This window comes from Helcococcus bovis (assembly GCF_046035835.1).
Taxonomy (GTDB): Bacteria; Bacillota; Clostridia; order Tissierellales; family Peptoniphilaceae; genus Helcococcus; species Helcococcus bovis.
Genome location: NZ_JBFNGB010000017.1, coordinates 1 through 23,153, shown reverse-complemented (window position 1 = coordinate 23,153; position 23,153 = coordinate 1). Strand labels below are relative to the sequence as shown.

The window sequence follows — 23,153 nt, the reverse complement described above, 5'->3', positions numbered from 1 at the left end:
GATTTTATAAATTTAGCTGCTACAAAATGTAGCAGCTAAATTAATTCTAAAAGCTAAATATTGATCTTCTACCATTAGAATTATTTTCTTTTTGAGTTTCTTTATTGGTTTCACCATTATTAGGATCATTTGGATTTAATGGACTAATAGGCGAAGTTGGTTTCTTTATTGTAGTAGTTACTTTACCATCTTTTGTGGTTACTTGAGTTATAACTGTTCCATCTGGTCTTGTTGTTACAACTTTAACATCTCCATTTTCTTTTCTTGTAGTTACCATAATACTTCCATCTGGCAATTTTGTTACTTCTGGCTGTATTATAATAGGTAAGTCAGAAAACTTAGTAGGAACATTGTAAGCCCAGTCTCTTGGAACTATATTATTGAACTGACTTGGATTATATGGGATAGGTCTATTAACAAAAACCCTCTGTTCAACAAGTCCTAGCGGTGTTTTGTTTACAGCAAGTAAATTATTTCTTTTATCTATATTAACCAATACGTGAGAATTAGATACTTTTGTAGGCTCAGTACCTTTTTTGAAATATTCACTATAAATCATATTTCCTCTTGGATCTTGCGAAGTGTATTTTGAAGGTAATAATCCATCAACTTTACTTACTTTTACTTCAACGATATCTTTTGGTTTTTCAAATTTAGCTGGTTCTTTACCTTCTAACAATTTATTCATAAAATTACCGAAAAATGAGGTAAGATTTGCTGATTTACCAAACATATGCAAATTATTATTATCAAATCCTATCCAGGTTGCAGATGTATAATATGGATTAAAACCTGCAAACCAAAAATCTGCATTGTCATTATTTGTACCAGTCTTTCCGGCTGTTTCAATACCGTTTGGATTTAATGCTCCATTGTGATAATCAAAGTCATTTACAATACCTTTAAGAACGTCTGTAATTAAGAAACTAGTTTCTTTTGAAAAAACTTTAATTGGTTTATGTTCATTTTTATATATTATGCCAACTTTAGGTTTTTCTATTTTTATAATTACTGAAGCGGGAATTCTTTCGCCGTTATTTGCAAATGTTTGATATGCATTTGCCATCTTGAAGACACTAAATCCTTCCACTACTGATCCGATCCCCATAGCAGGTCTCTCATCATTTTCGTTTGGATTTTCTTTTGCGCTAACAAATGTATCTTCTTCTGGATGCTCTTTATTTATTAAACCTAATTTTTCTAAATATGGAATAGATTTTGAAACACCTAAATCTTCACCTAAAATTTTAACAGCTGGAGGGTTTAATGACTCTTTTAAAGCGTCTCTAGTTGTTACAATACCTCTATACACATTGTCATCGTTTACTGGCCATGGTAAATTATTAATTAATTCATATGGAGTGTCATCTATTGGTGTAGCTAGAGTACGACCTTCTTCAATAGCTGGAGCGTAAACAGCTAAAGGCTTCATTGAAGAAGCTGGTTGTCTAAAGAAGTTTGTAGCTCTATCAATTGTATCATCATCACTATTTCCTCTTTTTGCAACCATTGCAACCACTTCCGCAGTTTTACTATCAAGTACTACTGTTGAAGATTGAGGTTGAACAGTTCCGTTTTTTTCAACTGCATAATATTTTTTATTAATAATTAGATTATTATTTTCAATCTTATAGAAATCTTTTACATTTTCAAAAAAATCTTTCTTTATAATAAATTTTTCATCATTAATTTCCTTTAGATAATCATTTTTAATTTCAATATTTGAAACTCTAAATGTATATAATTGATTGTCATCACTAATTTTATAAAATGGTTTAATGTATATACCATTATTAATTTTAGCAAGTCTTGATGATGAAAAAATTAAATTTCCATCTTTATCAAATTCATACCATCCAGAAGGAACATAAAGTTCTTCTTTATCAGTTAATAAATTTGATTTTTTATAGTAAATTTTATTCTTATTTGAATTTACTATATCACCCAAATTATCAATTTTGAAGTCGCCAAATAGGGGACCTCCATTTGATTGATAACTAAAAATATTTGCAAAATTACTATATGTTTCTTCTAATTTTTTTTGTGCGTTCCAATCAATAGTTGTTGTAATATTTAATCCACCAGTATAAAGAAGATTTTTTGCTTCTTCATATTTCATGTTTTGAGTTTGCATTATCGCATCAATGGCTTGTGACTTTATTAGAGAAGATATGGCTGTTGCATATTGTTTATTTTCTTTTGAACCAGGTTTAACACTTCCTAATAAATCAAATTTCAAAGCTTCATCATATTCTTTTTTTGATATTTTTCCCAAATTATACATTTTCTTTAATGTATAATTTTTTCTATCAAGAATAGCATCATTTAAGACTGCAACATATTCTACACCTTGCAATCTATATGGGCCAGCAGTTTTTGCACCTTTAGGAACATCCGCAGGGCTATATGCATAAAATAAACTGTAATTTGAAGGAGCTTGAACAATCGAAGCTATTGCAGCGGATTGAGCTATATTTAAATCTTTAGCTGATTTTGAAAAATATGTTTGAGCTGCAGCTTCAACTCCATAAGAATTTTGCCCTAAGAATACTCTATTTAAGTAGCCTTCTAAAATTTCATCTTTGCTTATTTGTTTTTCAACTCCTAAAGCTAGGTACATTTCTTGTATTTTTCTTTCCCAACTAACTTCATTAGTTAAATATACATTTTTTATAAGTTGTTGGGTAATTGTTGAACCACCTTGAGCTATGCCACCAGATGTAACATTTGTTATAAATGATCTTAAAACACTTTTTGGATCAACACCATTATGTGTTTCAAATCTTTCATCTTCTAAACTTATAAACGCATCTTTTAGAGATTTTGGAACATCTTTTATACTTATAATTTCTCTATATTCATCAAATGCGATTGATTCAATTAAATTTCCATCTCTGTCTAAAATGTTAGAATTTTGATTCAAATTTAATGAAATATTTTTTGGGTTAATTTTTGGAGAACCTTCAGCAACTTTTATTATTGAAACTCCAAGCATTGCGCCAATTGTAATCACTAGTATTCCTATAACCAATACGAATAATAAAATTATTTGTATTATTCTTTTCACCATGGATGCAGGAATATCAGATATTTTTTTCTTCATATTTTACTCCTTGAAAATTTAACATTTAAATGTTAGATTCGTGTGTTTAAATACTTTCCATTATATTATAACATATTACCCGAATAATTAAAATATACACATTCTTACTTATTTGTTATAATGAATTAAGGTGGTAAATATGGAAAAAGAAAAAGTAATAATTGTAGATGTGAATTTAAATAACAAATATACAGAGAGTCAATTAGAATCAAGAATATTTGAATTAAAAGAGCTTGTAAGAGCTTCTAATTCTGAATTTGTTGCAAGTGTAGTTCAAAATCTAAAGGAAATAAATTCTAAGTTTTATATTGGGTCAGGTAAGGCAGAAGAATTATCAGAAATGGCACAAAATTTAGAGGCAGATACTATAATTTTTAATAATGAACTTACTGGTTCGCAGATGAAAAATTTAGAAGATGTTATCAAGAAGAAAATTGTAGATAGAACGGGATTAATATTGGATATTTTTGCAACTAGAGCTAGAACTAATGAATCAAAATTACAAATAAAGCTTGCTCAACTTGAGTATAGATTGCCTAGATTGGTTGGATTTAGGAATTATCTATCAAGAGAAGGGGCAGGTATAGGAACTAGAGGACCTGGTGAACAAAAACTTGAAATAGATAGAAGATCTGTGCAAAGGGAAATTAGTTCAATTAAAAATAAATTAAAGAATATTGAAAACAAACGTATTGTTGAAAAAAGTAAAAGATTAAATTCAAACATTCCGATTGTATCATTGATTGGATATTCTAACGCTGGAAAATCAACCATTTTGAATGCTTTGAGTGATAGATATTCTGAAAATGTAAAAAAAGTTTATTCAGATGATTTGTTGTTTGCTACTTTAGATACATCTGCAAGAAAAATTAAATTGTTAAATGGTAAAGATATTATAATCACTGACACTGTAGGATTTATTTCTGATTTACCTACAAAATTGGTAGAATCTTTTAAATCTACTTTGGAGGAAGTAAGAGATTCTAATTTAGTTTTAATTGTTGTTGATGCATCAAATTATGATTATGAAATACAGATTAAAGCGACAGAAGATATATTGGTAGATATGGATTTGAGCGGAAAAGATATACTATATGTGTTTAATAAAATGGACAAAAATCCCGATTTTAAATTTTATAAAAAAGTAGATAATGAAATTTATATTTCAGCTATGCGTGAAAATGACGTTGAACAATTAATTAAAAAGATAGAAAAACTTTTATTTGGAGATTATTCAATTTATGAGGTTTTTGTGCCTTATTCAGATTATGATAAAGTAAAAGAATTAGTTCCTGCATCATTTAAGAAAGATGAGGAATTTGAAGCTCAGGGTGTTAAAACATATCTATTGCTAGATGATAGTATGAAAATAAAATATGGAAAGTATATTAGAAATGAAGTATAAAGAATATAAATCAATTCTTAATGAATATTCAAATGAAATTGAAATTAATAAATCAAGATTTATTGCAAATATAAAGTATTGTGAAACAGAAGAAGAGTCACTAGCTTTTATTGATGAAATAAGAAAAATGCATAGAGATGCTACTCATAATTGTACAGCATATATAAATGGTGATATCTCAAATATACAAAGGTATAATGATGATGGTGAACCTCAGGGAACAGCAGGTATACCTATGCTGGAAGTATTAAAAAAAGAAGAGTTAACTAATTTGTGTGTAGTGGTTACAAGATATTTTGGTGGAAAAAAACTTGGAGCATCAGGTCTTATAAGAGCATATGGAGGTGCTGTTTCAGATGTTTTAAGGGTTTCAGAAATTATAGAATTTAAGAATTATTATAAAGTTAAACTTGTATTTGATTATAATTTTTTAGGAAAAATTGATAATTATATAGGAGAACAAAACTTTTACATTAAGCAAAGAGATTATTTAGAAAAAATAGAAAATATAATGTATATTAGTGTTTTGAAATATCAAAAATTTAAGGAACAATTATTTGAAATTACAAGTGCAAATATTGATATTAAAATAATTGATGAAGTATTATTAAAAGTTAGAAATGGGGAAATTATAGACTTATGAGTATTTTTTGTAAAAAATATGCTAAATTAATAACAGTTTTATTTTCTTTTTCTTTAATATTATTTTTACTTACACTTTCAATAAATATCGGTTCAGAAGATTTTAATTTTTACAAAAATTTTTCTATTGAACATAATTTGAAAAATCAAGTTGGAGTAAGTCAAGATAATTTAGAGAAAATGTATAAAAGTTTGCAGGGACAAATAAAAAACGGGGATGAAAAAGAAATTAAACAATATTTTAATGATAGAGAAGTTTCACACATGAAAGATGTGTATAAATTGTTTAATCTTAATAGAAATATTAATAGGATTATGATGGTAATAGTTATAATTAGTTCCACTTTAGTTTATTACAATAAAGAAGACAAAGTACAGAATTCAAAATATATAATAAATTATTTATTAATTATATTAGTCGGATTTTTAATATTAGGTGGTATAGTTTATTATAATTTTGAATCTTCATTTATTAAATTTCATGAATTATTTTTTAATAATGATTTATGGTTGTTGAATCCTGAAACAGATATAATGATAAGGATGTTACCACAGGAATTTTTTATGAGCATTGCATTTAAAATTTTTAGGACATTTATTTTTAATATGGGTATAATAATAATTAGTTTAACAATTTACATTTTTGTAAAGAAAAGAGGTAAAAAAAATGTTTCAGTACAATGGAAGTAGGGTAGCATTTTCGTTTCTAGGGATAGATGTATACTGGTATGGTGTGCTTATTGTTACAGGAATGATATTAGCAGTATATCTTGTAAGTAGAGAATTAAAACGATTGGGAGAGAATCCGGATTTAATATATGATATAGCAATTTGGGTGTTACCAGCGTCTATAATAGGAGCTAGGTTATATTATGTTATTTTTGAATTTGGAAGATATGATAATATTTGGGAAATGATTAATGTTAGAGATGGTGGATTAGCAATACATGGAGGAGTAATAGCCGCCGTATTAGTAGGATTTATTTATAGTAAAATTAAAAGAATCAATTTCTTTAAAGTTTCTGATTTAGTTGCAATTTTTATGCCATTAGCTCAAGCTATTGGTAGATGGGGAAATTTTATAAATAATGAAGCGCATGGGGGACTAACTAATGCACCTTGGGCTCTTATAATTGATGGACAAAAATATCATCCGACATTTTTTTATGAGTCACTTGGAAATTTTTTAATATTTTTGGGATTATTTATTTATTATAGAAAAAAATCTCCAAATACAGGGAAACTTACATCATTGTATATGATTTTTTACGGAATATTAAGATTTTTTGTTGAGTCTTTAAGAACCGATAGTTTATGGTGGGGACCAATAAGGGTAGCTCAATTAGTATCAATTTTTGGAATTATCACAGGGGTAATTATAATTTATTTTGCAAATAAAAATAAGTTTTATTCAGAAGATTTTTATAATATTAAAAATATTTAACATTTAAGTTTTTTAATTAGAATACTATATATAGTATTCTATTTTTTTATTACATTACATTGTGTGTTGAAATAAATAAAAAAAATTAAAAAAAAAATTAAAGGAAAAAGATAAAAAATTTTTTTATCTCTTTTTTTATTATTAAAATCTTGTAATTTACAATAAAATGATATAAAATATAACCAAGTGGAGAGTAAGTGGAATAAAGTGGTAGAAAGTGGAGAAAGTTATGTATATAGGAGAATATACACATTCAATAGATGATAAAGGTAGAGTTATAATGCCTTCCAAGTTTAGAGAAGAACTTGGAATGAAATTTTATGTAACAAAAGGCATGGAAGGCTGTATCTTTGTTTATGATGAAATTGAATGGAAAAGACTTGAAGAAAAAACTAAAAACTTGAAACTTACCTCAAAAAAAGCAAGACAATTTGAAAGATTATTCTATGCACCAGCAAGAGAGCTTGAATTTGATAAACAAGGAAGGTTTGTTATTCCTCAAAATTTAAGGGATTATGCATGCATTGAGAAAGAAGCATCAATAATAGGTGTATCTTCTAGAATTGAAATATGGGATAAAGAAAAATATGAAGATTATATAAATGGTTCAGAAATGGATTATGATTCAATTACAGAAGATTTTGAAGATTTAGATATATAGAATGAGGGACTATGAAATTCAATCACGAACCTGTATTGTTGAAAGAAACATTAGAGGCATTAAATATAAAAGAAAATGGAATATATGTTGATTGTACAGTTGGTGGCGCTGGTCATTCTATCGAGATTTTGAAAAGAATGGGTAGTGAGGGGAGACTTGTAGCAATTGATCAAGATGAAGAAGCTCTTATAGCTGCTTCAAATAGATTACGAGACTATAAAGATCAAGTTTATTTTATAAAGTGTAATTATGCATATTTAGGTAAAATTCTTGATGAATTGTCAATTGATAAAGTTGATGGAGTTTTAATGGATATTGGCGTTTCATCACATCAACTTGATGAAGGAGAAAGAGGTTTTTCTTATCATCAAGAAGCTGAATTAGACATGAGAATGGATAAAGATCAAGAATTGACAGCAAGGTATATTGTAAATAATTATGATAAAGATGATCTTGAAAAAATCTTTTGGCAATATGGCGAAGAAAAATGGGGGATGAGAATCGCTGAATTTATAATTGAAGCAAGAAAAGAAAAAGAAATTATTACAACATTTGATTTAGTAGAAATTATAAAGGCAGCTATACCTAAAAAAGCTAGATTAGATAAACATCCAGCTAAAAAAATATTTCAAGCATTGAGAATAGAAGTAAATAAAGAATTAGATGTTTTAGAAACAGGAATACAATCTTCAGTTGAAAGATTAAAACAAGGTGGGAGATTAGCAATTATAACTTTTCACTCTTTAGAAGATAGAATAGTTAAAAATAATTTCAAGGAATTATCTAAAGGATGTACATGCCCTCCCGAATTTCCAGTATGTGTATGTAATAGAAGAGAAGTTATAAAAGTTATAAATAAAAAACCTATTACAGCAACTGAAGAAGAATTGAAAAATAACAATAGATCAAGATCAGCAAAATTAAGAGTGTGTGAAAAATTATAGAGGTAGAAATGGAAAATTTAAGAGAATTAAAAGTTAATAATTTGAATCCCTCTATAAAGAAATCTAGGGTTAGAGCAAGAAGAAAAACTAGAATAAATTTTCAAACTTTGAGATATAATATGATATATGTAAATATTATAGCTATAGTTATTTTATTTTTCACCTTATTAGTTGGATATTCTGAAATGGTACACATAAGTAGTAATAATTTAGTAATGCAAGGTCAACTTGATGTATTAGAAGTAGATCAAAATTCACTTAAAAATATTGCAACTCCATTACAAAATGAAAAAAGAATAGAAGCAATTGCTAAATCAAGACTTGATATGGTATATCCAAATAAAGAAAATATAGTTAAAGTTGATAATATCAAAAATGAAAGACAATTGGCATTGAGTGATTTTGAAACAAAAAATAATTCAAATAATAAATCTAGTTCAGTTTTATCAATTATAACAAATTTATTTAGATGAGGTTTTGATGAAGAAAAAAGCTAATAGAAAAAAAATGCTGAAATATTTTGAAAATACAGATATAAAAATGTATTCTTTCTTAATCGTTTTAGCATTTTTTGTTTTTTTATATATAATAAGATTTTACATGTTGCAAATTCAAGATATTAATGATTATAAGTTGAAAGGACAAAACGTTGTGAAAGTTGGTAACATTATAAGTCCAGATCGAGGGTCTATTTTGGATAGAAATGGTAAACCTATAGCAATTACACAAAAAATAGACTCATTATATATGCTTCCTGTTACAACTAAAAATAAGAGTAAAGAAGCTGAAAGTATAGTTTCAGATAGTAAAAAGTTTAATTCACTTAATAGTGATAAACAAAAAGAAATAAAGAAATTAGCTTCTATTTCAGTTTATACGTCAGAAGAAATTGAAAAGATATCAAATATATTAGGCATTTCAAAAACTATCCTTGAAGATAATATAAAAAATGGTAGAGAAGGGTATATTTTTGATGGATTAAATAAAAAACAAAAAGAATTAATTGAAGATTTAGATTTAAGTTATTTAAAAATTGTACAAATTGATAAAAGAGTTTACCCAAATAATGATTTATTGTCAAGTACGATAGGTTTTACAGAAAATAATGCTGGAGAATATGGTTTGGAAAAGTATTATGATAAAATACTTTCTGGGGAACAAGGTTATAAAGAATTTTATAAAGCTTTACATGGAACAGAGATTCCATTTTATAGTGGAGATGCTTTAGATGCAAAAGAATCAAGAAATATTGTTACAACAATTAATTTAGATTTACAGAAAATACTTTACAAATATACAAAAGAGGCTATGATTTCTACAAAATCGTTATCTGCAACAGCAGTAATAATGGACCCAAATAATGGGGAAGTGTTAGCTATGGAATCTTTCCCATCCTTTAACCCGAATAGTCCAAGAATGTTAAATTCTGATATTGATAAATTGTTTTTATCTAATTTAGATAATTTTAAGGAATCGGAGTATTTAATTTCAAGATGGAATAATAATGCTGTATCTATGAGATATGATCCAGGATCAGTTTATAAAGTAATTACAACTGCAATAGCGTTGGAATCTGATAATGATATAAAAAATAAAATATATGAGGATAAGGGTTACTATGAAATTGTTCCAGGAGTTGTGATAAAAAGTTGGAGATATTGGAATCCTCATGGACCTCAAAATTTAAGAGAAGCATTAAAAAATTCATCAAATCCTGTTTTTGTACAAGTTGCACAAGATATAGGTAAACAAAGATATATTGATTATGGGCAATCATTTAGATTTGGAAAGAAAACAGGGATAGATCTGCCAAATGAAATTGATGGATTTTTCCCAAAAAATGCAAATATATCAGATGTTGATTTCGGAATAATGAGTTATGGGCACTATGTAAATGTAAATCCAACTCAATTATTAAGTTCAATGAATACAACTGTAAATGGGGGAAAATACTATAAACCACATTTATTAAAAAAAATACAGGATAAAAATAATCAAGATATTTATGAAAATAAAGAACAATATTTAGGAAAAACTATTTCAGAAAGCACTTCTAACGAAATAAAAGAATATTTAGAATATACTGCAGATAGTTATGGATTAAATACTGACAAAATAAAATTTGGAGCTAAAACAGGAACAACGGTGAAATATACAGAAGATAATATATTCAATCATAATAATGATAAATATGAATCAGTATATGTTTCTATTTTTATGTCATATCCATCAAATAATCCTAAATATACTTTATTATTGGTATTAAACGAACCTTTAACAAGTCAGTTATCTGCAGATACTGCGGTACCATTTGCAAATAAAATAATGCAAGATTTGGTGGTATATGATTATGGAGATTCTAACAAACTTCAAAAAACTAACAGTTTTGTTAAAATTCCAGATGTAGTTGGTTTGTCCTTTGAAGAGGCAAGTGTAAAATTAGATGAAAATAATGTTAAATCAACTACTAAACAAGAAATAGGGAGATTTCATATAATAAAAAGTCAAAATCCACCTGCTTATGGATTAATAAAAAAAGATGAATTTTTGAGTTTAGAATTTGAAAATAAAATAAAAGTACCAGACTTGATAGGTAGAGAAATTAATAATATTGGAGAATTTTTAAAATTAAATAAAATAAATTATGTAATAAATGGTAAAGGAACAATAATAAAATCTCAATCAGTAAAATCTGGAGATATAATTAATGAACAAGAAATTATTACATTAGAAACAGAATAGGAGAAGTTATGAGTGAAATTTTATTGATGATGCTTTCTATAGTATTATCAACAGTATTAGTATGGGCATTGATTCCGATTTTAAGAAAAATGAAAGTTGGGCAATCTATAAGAGAAGAGGGAAATAAAGAACATTATAAAAAAGCGGGAACACCTACTATGGGTGGAATAGCGTTTGTTTCTGCATTTTTGATTATATCTTTAGCCTTTATATACAATCTAAATGTATTATTTGTAGTTTTAGGTACATTATTTTTTGGGTTGATTGGATTCATTGATGATTTTGAGAAGATTGTAAAAAAGCATAATCTTGGATTAAATGAAAAACAAAAATTAATTTTACAATTTGGTATTTCGTTTATATTAATACTTTTAATGTATGTACTTTTAGATACTAAGATGTATATGTTAAAAATCCCATTCATCACAGATGGTGTAAATATCAGTGTATTAGTGATTCCTATCCTTATGTTTATAATGGTTGGGACAGTTAATGCAGTAAATTTAACTGATGGATTAGATGGATTATTATCTTCCGTATCAATCCCGGTTTATATAGGAATATATTTCTTAGCAAGAGTTAGTCATCCAAATGTAGCTGCTTCAGCGTTAATTTTCGCAGGAGTACTTTTAGGATTTTTAGTATTTAATTCAAATCCTTGTTCTATAATGATGGGAGATACTGGCTCTATGGCAATAGGTGGGTCTATAGTAGTTATGATGTTTATAATAAATAAACCAATTTATTTAATTTTTATTGGTGGAATTTATCTCATTGAAGCATTGTCAGTAATTATCCAAGTTGCATATTTCAAGAAAACTGGTGGTAAGAGAATATTTAGAATGAGTCCTATTCATCATCATTTTGAATTAGGTGGTCATAAAGAAACAAAGATTGTTGCAAGTTTTATGGTGGTAAGTATTTTATTAACATTGTTTACACTGTATATCGCGTAGGTGTTTTTTATGAATATTAAAGAAAAAAAAGTTATTGTATTTGGATTGGGAGTAACTGGAAAATCATCCATTAAAGCACTTTCAAAATTAGGAGCAAAAGTATTTATTTATGATGATAGAAAATATGAAGATTACAAGGATGTATTATCAGATTTAGAAGAATATAATTATGAAATTATAAAAAATGTTAATGATGTTGATTGGAATTCAATTTCTTTCATATTAAAAAGCCCTGGAATTAGACTTGATAATGAGTTTATAAAACTCGCTTTAGAAAAAAAAGTAAAAGTTTTTTCAGATATAGAGGTTGCGTTTAAAATTTGGGGTGGAGATAATTTTATTGCGGTAACAGGCACAAATGGTAAAACAACTACAACATCAATGATAAGTCATATACTAAATGAATGTGGTATAAAATCAAAAGTCGTTGGAAATATTGGTGTTGGAATATTGTGGGAAATATTGGAAAATGGACTTGATTATAAATATGTTTTAGAATTATCAAGTTTTCAATTATCCAGCATTGAAGAATTTAGAGCAAAAGTTTCGATAATCACAAATATTTCCGAAGATCACACAGATTGGCATGGAACATTTGAAAATTATAGAGATGCAAAATATTCAATTTTTAGAAATGCGTTGGAAGATGATATTGTTATTTTAAATAAAGATGATAAATACTTACAAAATTTAAATATTAATAGTGAAAAAGTTTTGTATTTCTCACTTAAAGATGAGTGTGATGCTTATTTAAATAATGAAAAAATAAAAGTGATAGATAAAGAATTTAATAAAAATAAAATTCACTTAATTGGAAAACACAATATAGCTAATACATTAGCATCTATACTGGCTATTTTAAATTTGAAGCTAGAATTTAATGATGTTGTTAATGCGATATCTACTTTTAAGGCTATAGAACATAGAATTGAATTTGTAAGTGAAATTGATGGCGTTTGTTATTACAATGATTCAAAGGGAACAAATACAGATTCAACTAAAGTAGCACTTGACGGTTTTAAACAAAATGTAATTTTAATTGGTGGAGGCTATGATAAACATGTTGAATTCGATGTCTTATTTGATGGAAGTACGAATATAAAGTTATTAATTTTATATGGTGCAACTAAAATAAAAATGAAGGAAGCAGCAGAAAAATATAATATTAAAAATATAATAATTGTATCTGATTTAGCAGAAGCAGTAGCATTTGCTCATAAAAATGCAATAAATGGAGACACTGTTCTTTTTTCTCCCGCAAATGCAAGTTGGGATATGTATAGTAGTTATGAAGAAAGAGGAAGACATTTTAAGAATTTGGTATTAAAATATGATAATAAATGAAATTATAAAAAATTTTTTAAAGAGTTTAAATAAATATTATAATAATGATGCGTCTAAGGGGAGATTAAATATAAATATTTTAATTTCAATTTCAATTCTAAGCATATTGGGCTTAATTATTTTATTAAGCGCAAGTTCATATTTGACTATAAAGTATGAACATGGAAGATTTTTTTATGTTTTTAGGCAAGGTGTTTTTTTGATAGTTGGATTTATCTTGATGCTGATAGTTTCAAAGTTAGATTATAGATTTTATAGAAAATGGTCAATGTTATTTTATATTGCTACAATCATTTTATTAATATTGTGCTATGTTCCATTTTTTTCCTCTCCAATAAATGGAGCAAAGAGGGCGATAAAAATATTTGTAACTTTCATGCCTTCAGATATTGCTAAGTTATTTATTATTACATCATTAGCATCATTTTTAATTAAAAATAAAAAATACAATCATGAATGGAAAAGTGGTCTGTTATATGTAATGATTTTTATTGGCATACCAACATTGCTGATTTTTATGCAGACTGATTTTTCTACATCAATGGTTTTACTATTTGCGTGTCTATTTGTTTATTTTTCATATGGATTTAAATTAAAATTTTTTGCAGTATTGATACCAATGGCAATATTAGCATATTTTGCAGCTCCTTTTATACTGAAACCATATCAGATAGATAGATTAGTTGCATTTCTAAACCCTGAAGCTTATTATGATGATATTTCATGGCAAGTATTAAATGGCCTTTTTGGTTTTTCAAGAGGGGGATTATTTGGAGTTGGATTTGGTAAAGGTATTTATAAGCATGGATACTTATCTGATGAAGTAATAAACGATATGATTTTTTCTGTAGTTGGAGAAGAATTTGGATTAATTGGTTCTATTGTAATACTATTAATTGTCTTTTTAATTACATTTTATATTATAAAAGAAGCGCTGAAAACTAAAGATTTATATGCTAAGTTAGTATGCTTTGGAATTGGTTTAGTATACTTTTTGCAATCTATGGTAAATATGGGTGTAACTGTAAGTATGATACCAAATACAGGTATTACTTTCCCTTTTATATCTAATGGGGGGAGTTCTTTAATTATGTTTTTTATCATGTTTGGAGTAGTATTAAATATTTCTAGACAAAATAGATATCTTGAAAAAATTGAAAAAAATAAAAATAAAAAAAATGTTTAAAAATAATAAATATATTGATATACTAATAGTAATAGTATAAAAATTTATATAAAAATGAATAATTTATTTGGAGGATTAAATGAGTAATTTTGATATGGAAGTTAACAACACAGGATTAGCTAAAATTAAAGTAATCGGTGTTGGTGGTGGTGGTAATAATGCCATCAGTAGAATGAAAGAATCTGGCTTAGTTGGTGTAGAATTTGTAGCAATTAATACAGATAAACAAATTTTAGATGCAATTAATAGTGATGTTACATTACAAATTGGTACAAAATTAACTAAAGGTTTAGGATCAGGTGGAAATCCAGAAGTAGGAGAAAAAGCTGCAGAAGAAAGTAAACAAGAAATAGCTCAAGTATTACAAGGATCAGATATGGTGTTTGTAACCGCTGGTATGGGTGGGGGTACAGGTACAGGTGCTGCTCCGATTGTTGCTCAAGTAGCTAAAGAAATGGGAATTTTAACTGTTTCTGTTGTAACAAAACCATTCCTATTTGAAGGAAGGAATAGACAATTACAAGCTGAAGCTGGTATTGAAAGATTAAAGAAAAATGTTGATACATTAATAGTTGTTCCAAATGATAGATTGTTGCAGATTGCTGAAAAAAGAACTACAATGATTGAAGCATTTAAGATGGCTGATAAAGTGTTATTAGATGGTATAAAAGGTATTTCAGATTTAATTGCTGTACCAAATATCATTAACTTGGACTTTGCTGACGTTCAATCAGTAATGAAAGAACAAGGTGTAGCTCATATGGGTATTGGATATGCAACAGGTGAAAATAGGGCTGTTGAAGCTGCTAAAGCTGCAATTAAATCTCCATTATTAGAAACATCTATTGATGGTGCTAAAGCTGTTTTAATTAATGTTACATCATCTGATTTAGGTATCATGGAAGTACAAGAAGCTTCGGAATTAATTAGAGAACATGTAGATAAAGATGCAAATATTATTTTTGGTGCTGGATATGATGACTCATTAAAAGATGAAATTAAGATTACAGTTATTGGTACAGGATTTGATAATAAGAGAATTAACTCATCAAATACATCAAGTGCAACATCTACAAGAAAAGATGATAGTAAAGGATTTGTTATTCCAGATTTTTTAAAATAAGATAGGATAAATAAATGAAGTGTCCATATTGCGGTTTTCTTGATTCAAAAGTTATAGATTCAAGACCAACGGATGGTAATGAAAGTATAAGACGAAGAAGAGTTTGTTTAAAATGCGAAAAAAGATTTACTACCTATGAAAGAGTAGAAGATCAAACCATTGTTGTAATTAAAAAAGATGAAACAAGAGAACCATTTTCAAGAACAAAATTACTTAACAGTCTAATAAAATCTTGTGAGAAAAGACCTATTAAAGTCGAAATTTTAGAAGATGCTGTTGATGAAATAGAAAAAGAAATAAATTATTTAAATCAAAAAGAAGTTACATCTGCTTATATAGGTGATTTAGTTATGGATAAATTAAAAACTATAGATAAAGTTGCATATGTTAGATTTGCTTCTGTTTATAGAGAATTTGAGGATGTTCAATCTTTTGCAGATGAAATAGAAAATTTAAAAGAATAATTATTTAACTGCTGCAGAACATGTTTTGTAGCAGTTTTTAGTATTTTTATAATGATGGAGAATTTTATGGATAATAATCTAGATTTTTTTGAAATAAATAAAAAAGAACAATTGAATACAAATAAGCCATTAGCAGCTAGATTAAGACCAAACTCCGTTGATGATTTTATTGGACAAGAGCATTTAATAGGTAAGGATAAACCATTATATCGTATGATAAAAGCTGATAAATTGTCTTCAATGATTTTTTATGGGCCACCGGGTACTGGTAAAACCACGTTAGCTTATATTATTGCTAAAAGTACTAAGATGGATTTTGTAGAATTATCAGCTACATCTGCAGGTGTAAAAGATATAAAAAATGTTATAGAAAGAGCGGAGAATAATCTATCTTTATACTCAATTAGGACACTACTTTTTATAGATGAGATACATAGATTTAATAAATCACAACAAGATACTCTATTGCCTCATGTAGAAAGTGGTTTGATAACGCTGATAGGAGCTACTACTGAAAATCCATATTTTGAAGTTAATAAAGCGTTGATTTCACGATCACATATTTTAACATTAGAAAGATTTTCTGATAATGATTTAAGAAAATTGGTGAAAAATGCCATAAATGATAGAAAAAATGGATTTGGTAATTTAAATATAGAAATCACGGATGAAGCTGTAGATTATTTAATCATGACATCATCGGGAGATGCTAGACAATTATTAAATAATTTAGAAATTTCAGTACTTTCAACTGATTCAATTGATGATAAAATATTTATAGACTTAAAAGTTTTACAAGATACAGTTATAAAAAAAGCTGCTGTATATGATAAAACAGCAGATGAACATTACGATACTATATCTGCGTTTATAAAATCAATGCGTGGTTCAGATCCTGATGCGGCAGTATATTATTTGGCAAAAATGTTAGTAGCTGGCGAAGATATAAAATTTATTGCTAGAAGAATTTTAATATTTGCTTCAGAGGATATTGGATTGTCTGATCCAAATGCCATAAATATTGCCAATTCAACTTTTCAAGCTATTAATGTAGTAGGAATGCCGGAAGCAAGAATTATTTTGTCAAATGCGGTTATTTATATGGCGTTGGCACCTAAATCAAATTCTGCATATCTGGCAATTGACAAGGCTATTGAGTTAATAAAAAATTATAAGCATTATAATGTTCCAATTCATTTACGAGACTCACATTATAAAGATGCTCATAAACTAGGAAGAGGAGAAGGATATAAATATCCTCATAATTATGATTTAGGATATGTTAATCAAACATATCTCCCAGAAGAAATTCGTGATATAATATTTTATGAAAATAAAAATAATGGATATGAAAAATCCATAAATGAAAGATTAAATAAAATTAAGGAGAGACATAATAATGGAAATTAAAGAGCTGTTTAAAAGCTACAAAGATTATGTAAACAAAGAAGTAGAAATACATGGTTGGATAAAAAAATCAAGAGAATCAAAAACTATTGGATTCTTAGAAATTAATGATGGATCATTTTTTAATAATGTTCAAGTAATTGTAAATGGTGATTTATTAAACTTCAAGGAAATATTTTCACTAGGTATTTATGCAGCAGTTAATGTTAAGGGGGTTTTAGTTGAACCTGAAAATGCGAAACAGGATTTTGAAATTCAAGCAACAGAAATAGAAATTTTAAATGACTCTGATAAAGATTATCCATTACAAAATAAAAGACATACATTTGAATTTTTGAGAACATTACCTTCATTGAGAGCAAGAACAAATGCTTTCAATGCTGTATTTAGAGTTAGAAGTGAATTGGCATTTGCAATTCATAAATTCTTTAATGAAAGAGGATTTGTATACATTCATACTCCATTGATTACAGCTTCAGATGCTGAAGGTGCTGGAGAAATGTTTAGGGTAACAACATTAGACTTAAATAATCCTCCAAGAGATGAAGAAGGCAAAGTAGACAACTCAAAAGATTTCTTTGGTGCATTATCAAATTTAACAGTTAGTGGACAATTAGAAGTTGAAGGTTTTGCTATGGCTTATTCAAAAGTTTATACTTTTGGGCCAACATTTAGAGCAGAAAATTCTAATACTCCACGTCATGCTGCAGAATTTTGGATGATTGAACCAGAAATTGCATTTGCAGAATTAAAAGATGTTATGGCGGTTGCTGAAGATATGGTTAAATACATCGTTAAACATGTAATGGAAAAATTACCAGAAGAAATGAATTTATTTGATCAATTTGTAGAAAAAGGAATTAAAGAAAGACTTACAAAACTTGTAAATTCTGAATTTAAGAAAGTAACATATACAGAAGCAGTTGAAATTTTACAAAAATCAGGTAAGAAATTTGATTATCCAGTAGAATGGGGTTCAGATTTACAAACAGAACATGAAAGATACTTAACTGAAGAAGTATTTCATGGTCCAGTTTTTGTAACTGATTATCCAAAAGATATCAAATCATTCTATATGAAATTGAATGATGATAAAAAGACGGTTGCAGCAATGGACATGTTAGTTCCTGGAGTTGGAGAATTAATTGGTGGATCTGAAAGAGAAAATGATTTAGAAACATTATTACAATTAATGGAAGAAAAAGGAATCAACGCAGAAGATTATAAATGGTATTCAGACCTAAGAAGATTTGGGGGAGTAAAACACGGTGGATTTGGACTAGGTTTTGAAAGAATGGTTATGTACATGACAGGTATGAAAAATATTAGAGATGTTTTACCATATCCAAGAACAGTACACAGCATGAAAGAAGCTAAATAGTAATTAAAAGCCGAATTAGATGAACCGGCTTTTTTGTAATAAAAATATTAAATATAGGTTTTTTAACAAGGTTATGTAAATAATTTTGTGTATCAGTTTATTACTGATTAAGATATATTGATATTTTTGAAAAATTAATTCTAATCAGATATTTTATTTTTCAATTTGATTGTTACATAAAATTTTAAATTTATTAAATTTAATTTTCCTAATTTTAGGTATACAAAACCAAAGACACAGTCAAGGGCAAATTTTCAGCGAAGCGAACCCTTGACTTTGCCTTTGGTTTTGTTTATTTTTAACAAAGAAAATTAAATTATACCTTATTTGATGAATTATACATTTTGTATTTCTGTTTTTGGAAATACTGCTTCTATTGCTTGACTTATTCCTGGTAGATTATCACTTGATATTATTAAAATATCTTCCAAACCTCTATTTTTCATTTGATTTAGAACCATTAGCCAATATTTAAATGTTTCATTTTCTCCAATCCACATTCCTAATATTTCCTTAAAACCATTTATGTTATATCCTAAAGCTATGTATACAGCTTTTTTTACTATTAGTCCATTTTCTCTTACATGATAGTGTATTGCATCTATGAATACAAAAGGATAAACCTTATCTAAAGGTCTATTTTGCCACTCATCAATAGTTGGTAATATTTTATTTGTAATGCTGCTTACAAGTCCTGATGATACTCCAAAACCATATATATCTTTAATGTGTGATGAAATATCTCTTGTTGTCATACCTTTAGAATATATTGATATTATTTATGCTTCAATATTTGAAATATCTTTATCATATTTTTTCAATATTTGTGGCTCAAAACTTACCTCTCTATCTCTTAGTATATTTATTTCTAGTTCTCCAATGCTGGATTTAGCTGTTTTTTTACTACTTCCATTTCTTGTATTTATTGAAAGTGGTGTTTGTCCATATTCATAATCCAAATGCTCATCAAGTTCTGCTTTTAACATGCTTTCTATTGTTTCTCCTAGCAAGTCTTTTAATGCTTCTTGTATATCTTTTGCAGTTTTTATATTATATAACTCTATTAATTGTTTTGCTAATCTACTTTTTGCTGTTTCTGTTTTTTTTCTTCCCATAAAAAATATTTCTGATTAAGTTTATATTACCTTAATCAGAAATATTTTCATGCACAAAATTTGTTACAGTCTCGAATGAATTGATAATAATATTATTATTTAAATTTAAATGGACCATTTTTCGAATATTATCGTGGACCATTTTTCGATTGAAATTTACAGCCTCTGCATTATTTTTATGTTTTATCGCATATTCCACAACTTTTTGACGAAATTTCATTTCTTCTGTTATACTAGTTTTCATAGGAAGCCTTTCTTTATGATAATTTATTTTTTTGCTTAAACTTATATTATAAGATGGCATCTTATTTTTTTATTTTTTGTCACATATCTTTTATTACCTAACACAAAAATTGAAAAACTAATATGAAATTGGTTAAAAATAGAGCTATTATGACATAGAAAAAAAGAAGGTATCAAAGGGTTTTGGGATTCCCCCAACAATCTAAAATTGACGAAAATAGTCCTATGCAAAAGCAAGGGCTATGTCAATTTTTTTCGTAAGTGCATATGCACGCACTGTGCTTGCTAACAAAGAATGAATAAGCGAGTAATCGTTAAGTCTATTAAATTTATATTACTCAAAAATATGTTTTTACTAGATACATCCATATAACATTTAAATGACACAAGAATAAAATGAGGAGGATACTAAATGAAGTATGGATATATAAGAGTATCGACAAAAGAACAGAATATAGATAGGCAGCTTACAGCGATACTGAAAAAGGATGTCGAGATGAAACAAATCTATATCGATAAAGCAAGCGGCAAAGACTTTAACCGTAAAAATTATAAAAAGTTAATGAAAAAATTAAAAGAAGGGGATGAACTTTATATAAAATCTATAGACAGGCTTGGAAGAAATTATGATGAAATTATAAAAGAATGGAATACCATTACTAAAGAAAAAAATGCGAATATTATCGTCCTAGATTTTCCACTACTTGACACCAGAACAAAAATAAATAACTTAACAGGAAAATTTATAGCGGATATTGTCCTACAAATACTATCTTATGTAGCACAAGTAGAAAGAGAAAATACTCATCAAAGACAGATGGAGGGAATACAGGAAGCCAAGAAAAGAGGCGTGAAATTTGGAAGACCAAGAAAAAAGATGCCAGATAATTTTAATGAAGTGGCTCAAAAATGGGAACGTAAAGAAATATCTTTAAGACAAGGTGCAAAAACATTAGAAACAAGTCCAAGTATGCTTTCTAAGTGGTTAGAAGAAAAAAACTATAAATAAAAAATTACAGTAAATATAGATTTAAAGAGTATAAATGTGTCAAAAAAGGTTCACCTTATTTTACACATATAGTTGTTACTAAAATTCTTACATTTTCCTTCAAAATATTTATTTTTTATATTATACCATACCCGTAAACAAAAGTGAACCTTTGAGGACACATTTGATTTTGAGTGTATAAAAAAGTTTATTTTTTAATAATTATGGATAAATAAAATTAAACGTAAAAGGAGTGTATTTTGATTAATTGGAATAAAATAATTCAGGAGAAAAAATATAAGTCGAATAATAGAAAGCCGAAGTATAGCATGAAAAAGCTATCTATTGGTTTTGTATCTTGCTTATTAGGTTTTTCAATTTTATTTGGACCTATAAGTACGGAAAAATCTATTTTAAATTCTTCAGTTGTATTAGCTAGTAATCAACTTGGTTTAGGGTATACAGGTCCAGCTGTTGAAAGCGAAGTTAAACAAGATTTCTATTATGCTTTTGTAGGAAAAGATTATCGAGGCAACATAGAAGACGGCATATCAACTCGTGTTAAAGCTATGAATATATATGGACAACCATATGTTGAGTTTGAGCATACATTTAATACTAATTTTGTAAATAGAAACTATCACCAATTCTTTTTTTCTGTACCACAGTCCCTAGGAACTCCAGAAAATTGGGTAATTAAACAGTATAATAAACAACATGACCTTATTCAAGAAATGAACGATTTTCCAAATCAATCTTCGGATACTCCCGAGACAGCTGGTAATATATCGGGAAATAAAATAGGTACAGGTAGATTTATTATAAAAGATAAAGATCAAGGGAATGGCGTGACTGGACTTATTAATGATGCCAATCTATTTGAAAAGGCTATTGACAAAAAACTTGTTTCAAGAGAAGTCATAGAACCTGTTTTAGAAAGTTCCCAACAAAATTACTATGTTATTAGATCTAATAGATCTACCAATGCCAATAGCTACTGGAAAGTATCATACAGAGCAAAAATTATTGATGAGAGTTCTAGTATAGGGTATATTGCTGGTTCATCGATATTAAGTGCTGGTATAGGCGATTATAAAGAGTTGTTAATAGGGATACAGGGTGAAGTTACGGTAAAAACGTTAAGAAATGAGCAAGAAAAACTTAAACCACTTGAAATTGATGATATTCAAAATATTGAAATAAATGAAAATCAAAATGGAACAGCTAATGTAATAGCTAACAAAAGTATCCTATTAGAAGATAGCAATATAAAAATAACAAATGACAATCAGTTAAATGGTTTGTCAGCAACAGTTTCTGATACTGAAATATCAACAAAAAAACAAATAATATTTACACCAAGTATAGATGATTGGAAAAACGATGAAATTCAAAGAGAGTTTAATATTGAAGTTGATATTAATTCCGCTGTTAGAGGTGATGATTTAGTTGCCAAAAAGAATTTTAAAGTAATTGTTAAGAGAAATCATACGCCAGATGTTATAGCAAGTGGTCCGGGAATTGAAAAACCACGTGGGTATCATACTGTAACCTTATTAACTGGACAAAATACAGAACTTGTAAATCCAGGCGCAACAACTGTGTTTTATGTTAAAAACGGTCAAGCACTGAAAGATGAAAATCTACCAAAGCTAAGAGCAAAAGAAGGTTACAAAGATGCAAGATGGCCAGAAGAAGCAAAAGAATCAGTTGAAAACGACAAAACTATCTCTGCAGTAGCGGACAAAGATAACTTATCAGATAATCATGAAGTTACAGCTAATGAAGTGTCTTCGAAGTTTGGAGAAGAGTTAGAAGAACAGAAAGTAAAAGATGCTATCCAGATAGTTGGAACCGAAACAAAAGACCAAGTTCAAATATCAGTGGACAAAAATGGATTTAATCCACGACTAGAAGGAAAACAAACAGTAAAAGCAACTGTGACGTTTTCAGACAAAACAATAAAAGAAGTAGAAGTAACAGTAAATGTAGGAAAACAGCCACT

At 27.7% G+C, this 23,153-nt stretch carries 18 protein-coding genes and 1 pseudogene; 17 read left to right on the top strand and 2 right to left on the bottom strand.

The annotated features are described in order from the left end of the window. Positions 1 to 46 precede the first annotated feature (46 nt). Positions 47 to 3,103, bottom strand: coding sequence for a transglycosylase domain-containing protein (locus ABGF48_RS06305; RefSeq protein ID WP_408105493.1), 3,057 nt, complete (start codon positions 3,101 to 3,103; stop codon positions 47 to 49). Positions 3,104 to 3,242: 139 nt separating this feature from the next. On the opposite strand from ABGF48_RS06305, the gene hflX reads away from it, so the two are divergent. The 15 genes from hflX (at position 3,243) to asnS (ending at position 18,802) form a co-directional block, all read left to right on the top strand. Continuing rightward, complete coding sequence (hflX, locus tag ABGF48_RS06300) at positions 3,243 to 4,508, top strand: GTPase HflX (RefSeq protein ID WP_408105492.1); 1,266 nt, start codon at positions 3,243 to 3,245, stop codon at positions 4,506 to 4,508. Beyond that, the gene (locus ABGF48_RS06295) at positions 4,480 to 5,151 is read left to right on the top strand and encodes a YigZ family protein (RefSeq protein WP_408105491.1); all 672 of its coding nucleotides are present in this window, start codon (positions 4,480 to 4,482) and stop codon (positions 5,149 to 5,151) included. Before hflX ends, ABGF48_RS06295 begins: the two co-directional genes overlap by 29 nt. Continuing rightward, positions 5,148 to 5,840, top strand: a complete 693-nt coding sequence (locus tag ABGF48_RS06290) for a TIGR01906 family membrane protein (protein ID WP_408105490.1) — start codon at positions 5,148 to 5,150, stop codon at positions 5,838 to 5,840. Before ABGF48_RS06295 ends, ABGF48_RS06290 begins: the two co-directional genes overlap by 4 nt. Then, positions 5,818 to 6,594: a prolipoprotein diacylglyceryl transferase gene (gene lgt, locus ABGF48_RS06285; RefSeq protein ID WP_408105489.1), complete on the top strand. Its 777-nt coding sequence runs from the start codon at positions 5,818 to 5,820 to the stop codon at positions 6,592 to 6,594. The genes ABGF48_RS06290 and lgt overlap by 23 nt, the downstream gene beginning before the upstream one ends. Positions 6,595 to 6,823: 229 nt before the next feature. Next, positions 6,824 to 7,255 carry a division/cell wall cluster transcriptional repressor MraZ gene (mraZ, locus tag ABGF48_RS06280; protein ID WP_408105488.1) on the top strand — a complete coding sequence of 144 codons (432 nt, stop codon included), beginning with the start codon at positions 6,824 to 6,826 and terminating at the stop codon, positions 7,253 to 7,255. An 11-nt stretch (positions 7,256 to 7,266) separates the two neighbouring features. Further along, positions 7,267 to 8,199 carry a 16S rRNA (cytosine(1402)-N(4))-methyltransferase RsmH gene (gene rsmH, locus ABGF48_RS06275; protein ID WP_408105487.1) on the top strand — a complete coding sequence of 311 codons (933 nt, stop codon included), beginning with the start codon at positions 7,267 to 7,269 and terminating at the stop codon, positions 8,197 to 8,199. An 8-nt stretch (positions 8,200 to 8,207) separates the two neighbouring features. Further along, a complete protein-coding gene (locus tag ABGF48_RS06270; protein WP_408105486.1) occupies positions 8,208 to 8,672 on the top strand; it encodes a septum formation initiator family protein in 465 nt (154 codons plus the stop codon). Between the two features lie 7 nt (positions 8,673 to 8,679). Continuing rightward, a complete protein-coding gene (locus ABGF48_RS06265) occupies positions 8,680 to 10,941 on the top strand; it encodes a penicillin-binding transpeptidase domain-containing protein (RefSeq protein ID WP_408105485.1) in 2,262 nt (753 codons plus the stop codon). A gap of 8 nt (positions 10,942 to 10,949) precedes the next feature. Then, positions 10,950 to 11,897 carry a phospho-N-acetylmuramoyl-pentapeptide-transferase gene (gene mraY / locus ABGF48_RS06260; RefSeq protein ID WP_408105484.1) on the top strand — a complete coding sequence of 316 codons (948 nt, stop codon included), beginning with the start codon at positions 10,950 to 10,952 and terminating at the stop codon, positions 11,895 to 11,897. A 9-nt stretch (positions 11,898 to 11,906) separates the two neighbouring features. Further along, positions 11,907 to 13,241, top strand: coding sequence for a UDP-N-acetylmuramoyl-L-alanine--D-glutamate ligase (gene murD / locus ABGF48_RS06255; RefSeq protein ID WP_408105483.1), 1,335 nt, complete (start codon positions 11,907 to 11,909; stop codon positions 13,239 to 13,241). Further along, entirely contained in the window at positions 13,228 to 14,427 is a 1,200-nt protein-coding gene (locus ABGF48_RS06250) for an FtsW/RodA/SpoVE family cell cycle protein (protein ID WP_408105482.1), read from the top strand. The genes murD and ABGF48_RS06250 overlap by 14 nt, the downstream gene beginning before the upstream one ends. 79 nt (positions 14,428 to 14,506) lie before the next feature. Next, a complete protein-coding gene (gene ftsZ / locus ABGF48_RS06245) occupies positions 14,507 to 15,550 on the top strand; it encodes a cell division protein FtsZ (RefSeq protein WP_408105481.1) in 1,044 nt (347 codons plus the stop codon). A gap of 14 nt (positions 15,551 to 15,564) precedes the next feature. After that, a complete protein-coding gene (nrdR, locus tag ABGF48_RS06240) occupies positions 15,565 to 16,014 on the top strand; it encodes a transcriptional regulator NrdR (protein WP_408105480.1) in 450 nt (149 codons plus the stop codon). Positions 16,015 to 16,080: 66 nt separating this feature from the next. Then, positions 16,081 to 17,424: a replication-associated recombination protein A gene (locus tag ABGF48_RS06235; protein ID WP_408105479.1), complete on the top strand. Its 1,344-nt coding sequence runs from the start codon at positions 16,081 to 16,083 to the stop codon at positions 17,422 to 17,424. Then, a complete protein-coding gene (asnS, locus tag ABGF48_RS06230; protein WP_456264623.1) occupies positions 17,411 to 18,802 on the top strand; it encodes an asparagine--tRNA ligase in 1,392 nt (463 codons plus the stop codon). Before ABGF48_RS06235 ends, asnS begins: the two co-directional genes overlap by 14 nt. Before the next feature lie 335 nt (positions 18,803 to 19,137). Here asnS and ABGF48_RS06225 read toward each other — a convergent pair. After that, positions 19,138 to 19,917 (bottom strand): annotated as a pseudogene (locus ABGF48_RS06225) (IS256 family transposase). Positions 19,918 to 20,572: 655 nt separating this feature from the next. Between ABGF48_RS06225 and ABGF48_RS06220 the strand changes: the two are divergent. Together ABGF48_RS06220 and ABGF48_RS06215 are read left to right on the top strand one after the other, a co-directional pair. Beyond that, positions 20,573 to 21,169, top strand: a complete 597-nt coding sequence (locus tag ABGF48_RS06220; RefSeq protein WP_408105477.1) for a recombinase family protein — start codon at positions 20,573 to 20,575, stop codon at positions 21,167 to 21,169. A 239-nt stretch (positions 21,170 to 21,408) separates the two neighbouring features. Next, on the top strand, positions 21,409 to 23,153 hold a 1,745-nt coding region (locus tag ABGF48_RS06215), incomplete at its 3' end, for a YSIRK-type signal peptide-containing protein (protein WP_408105476.1).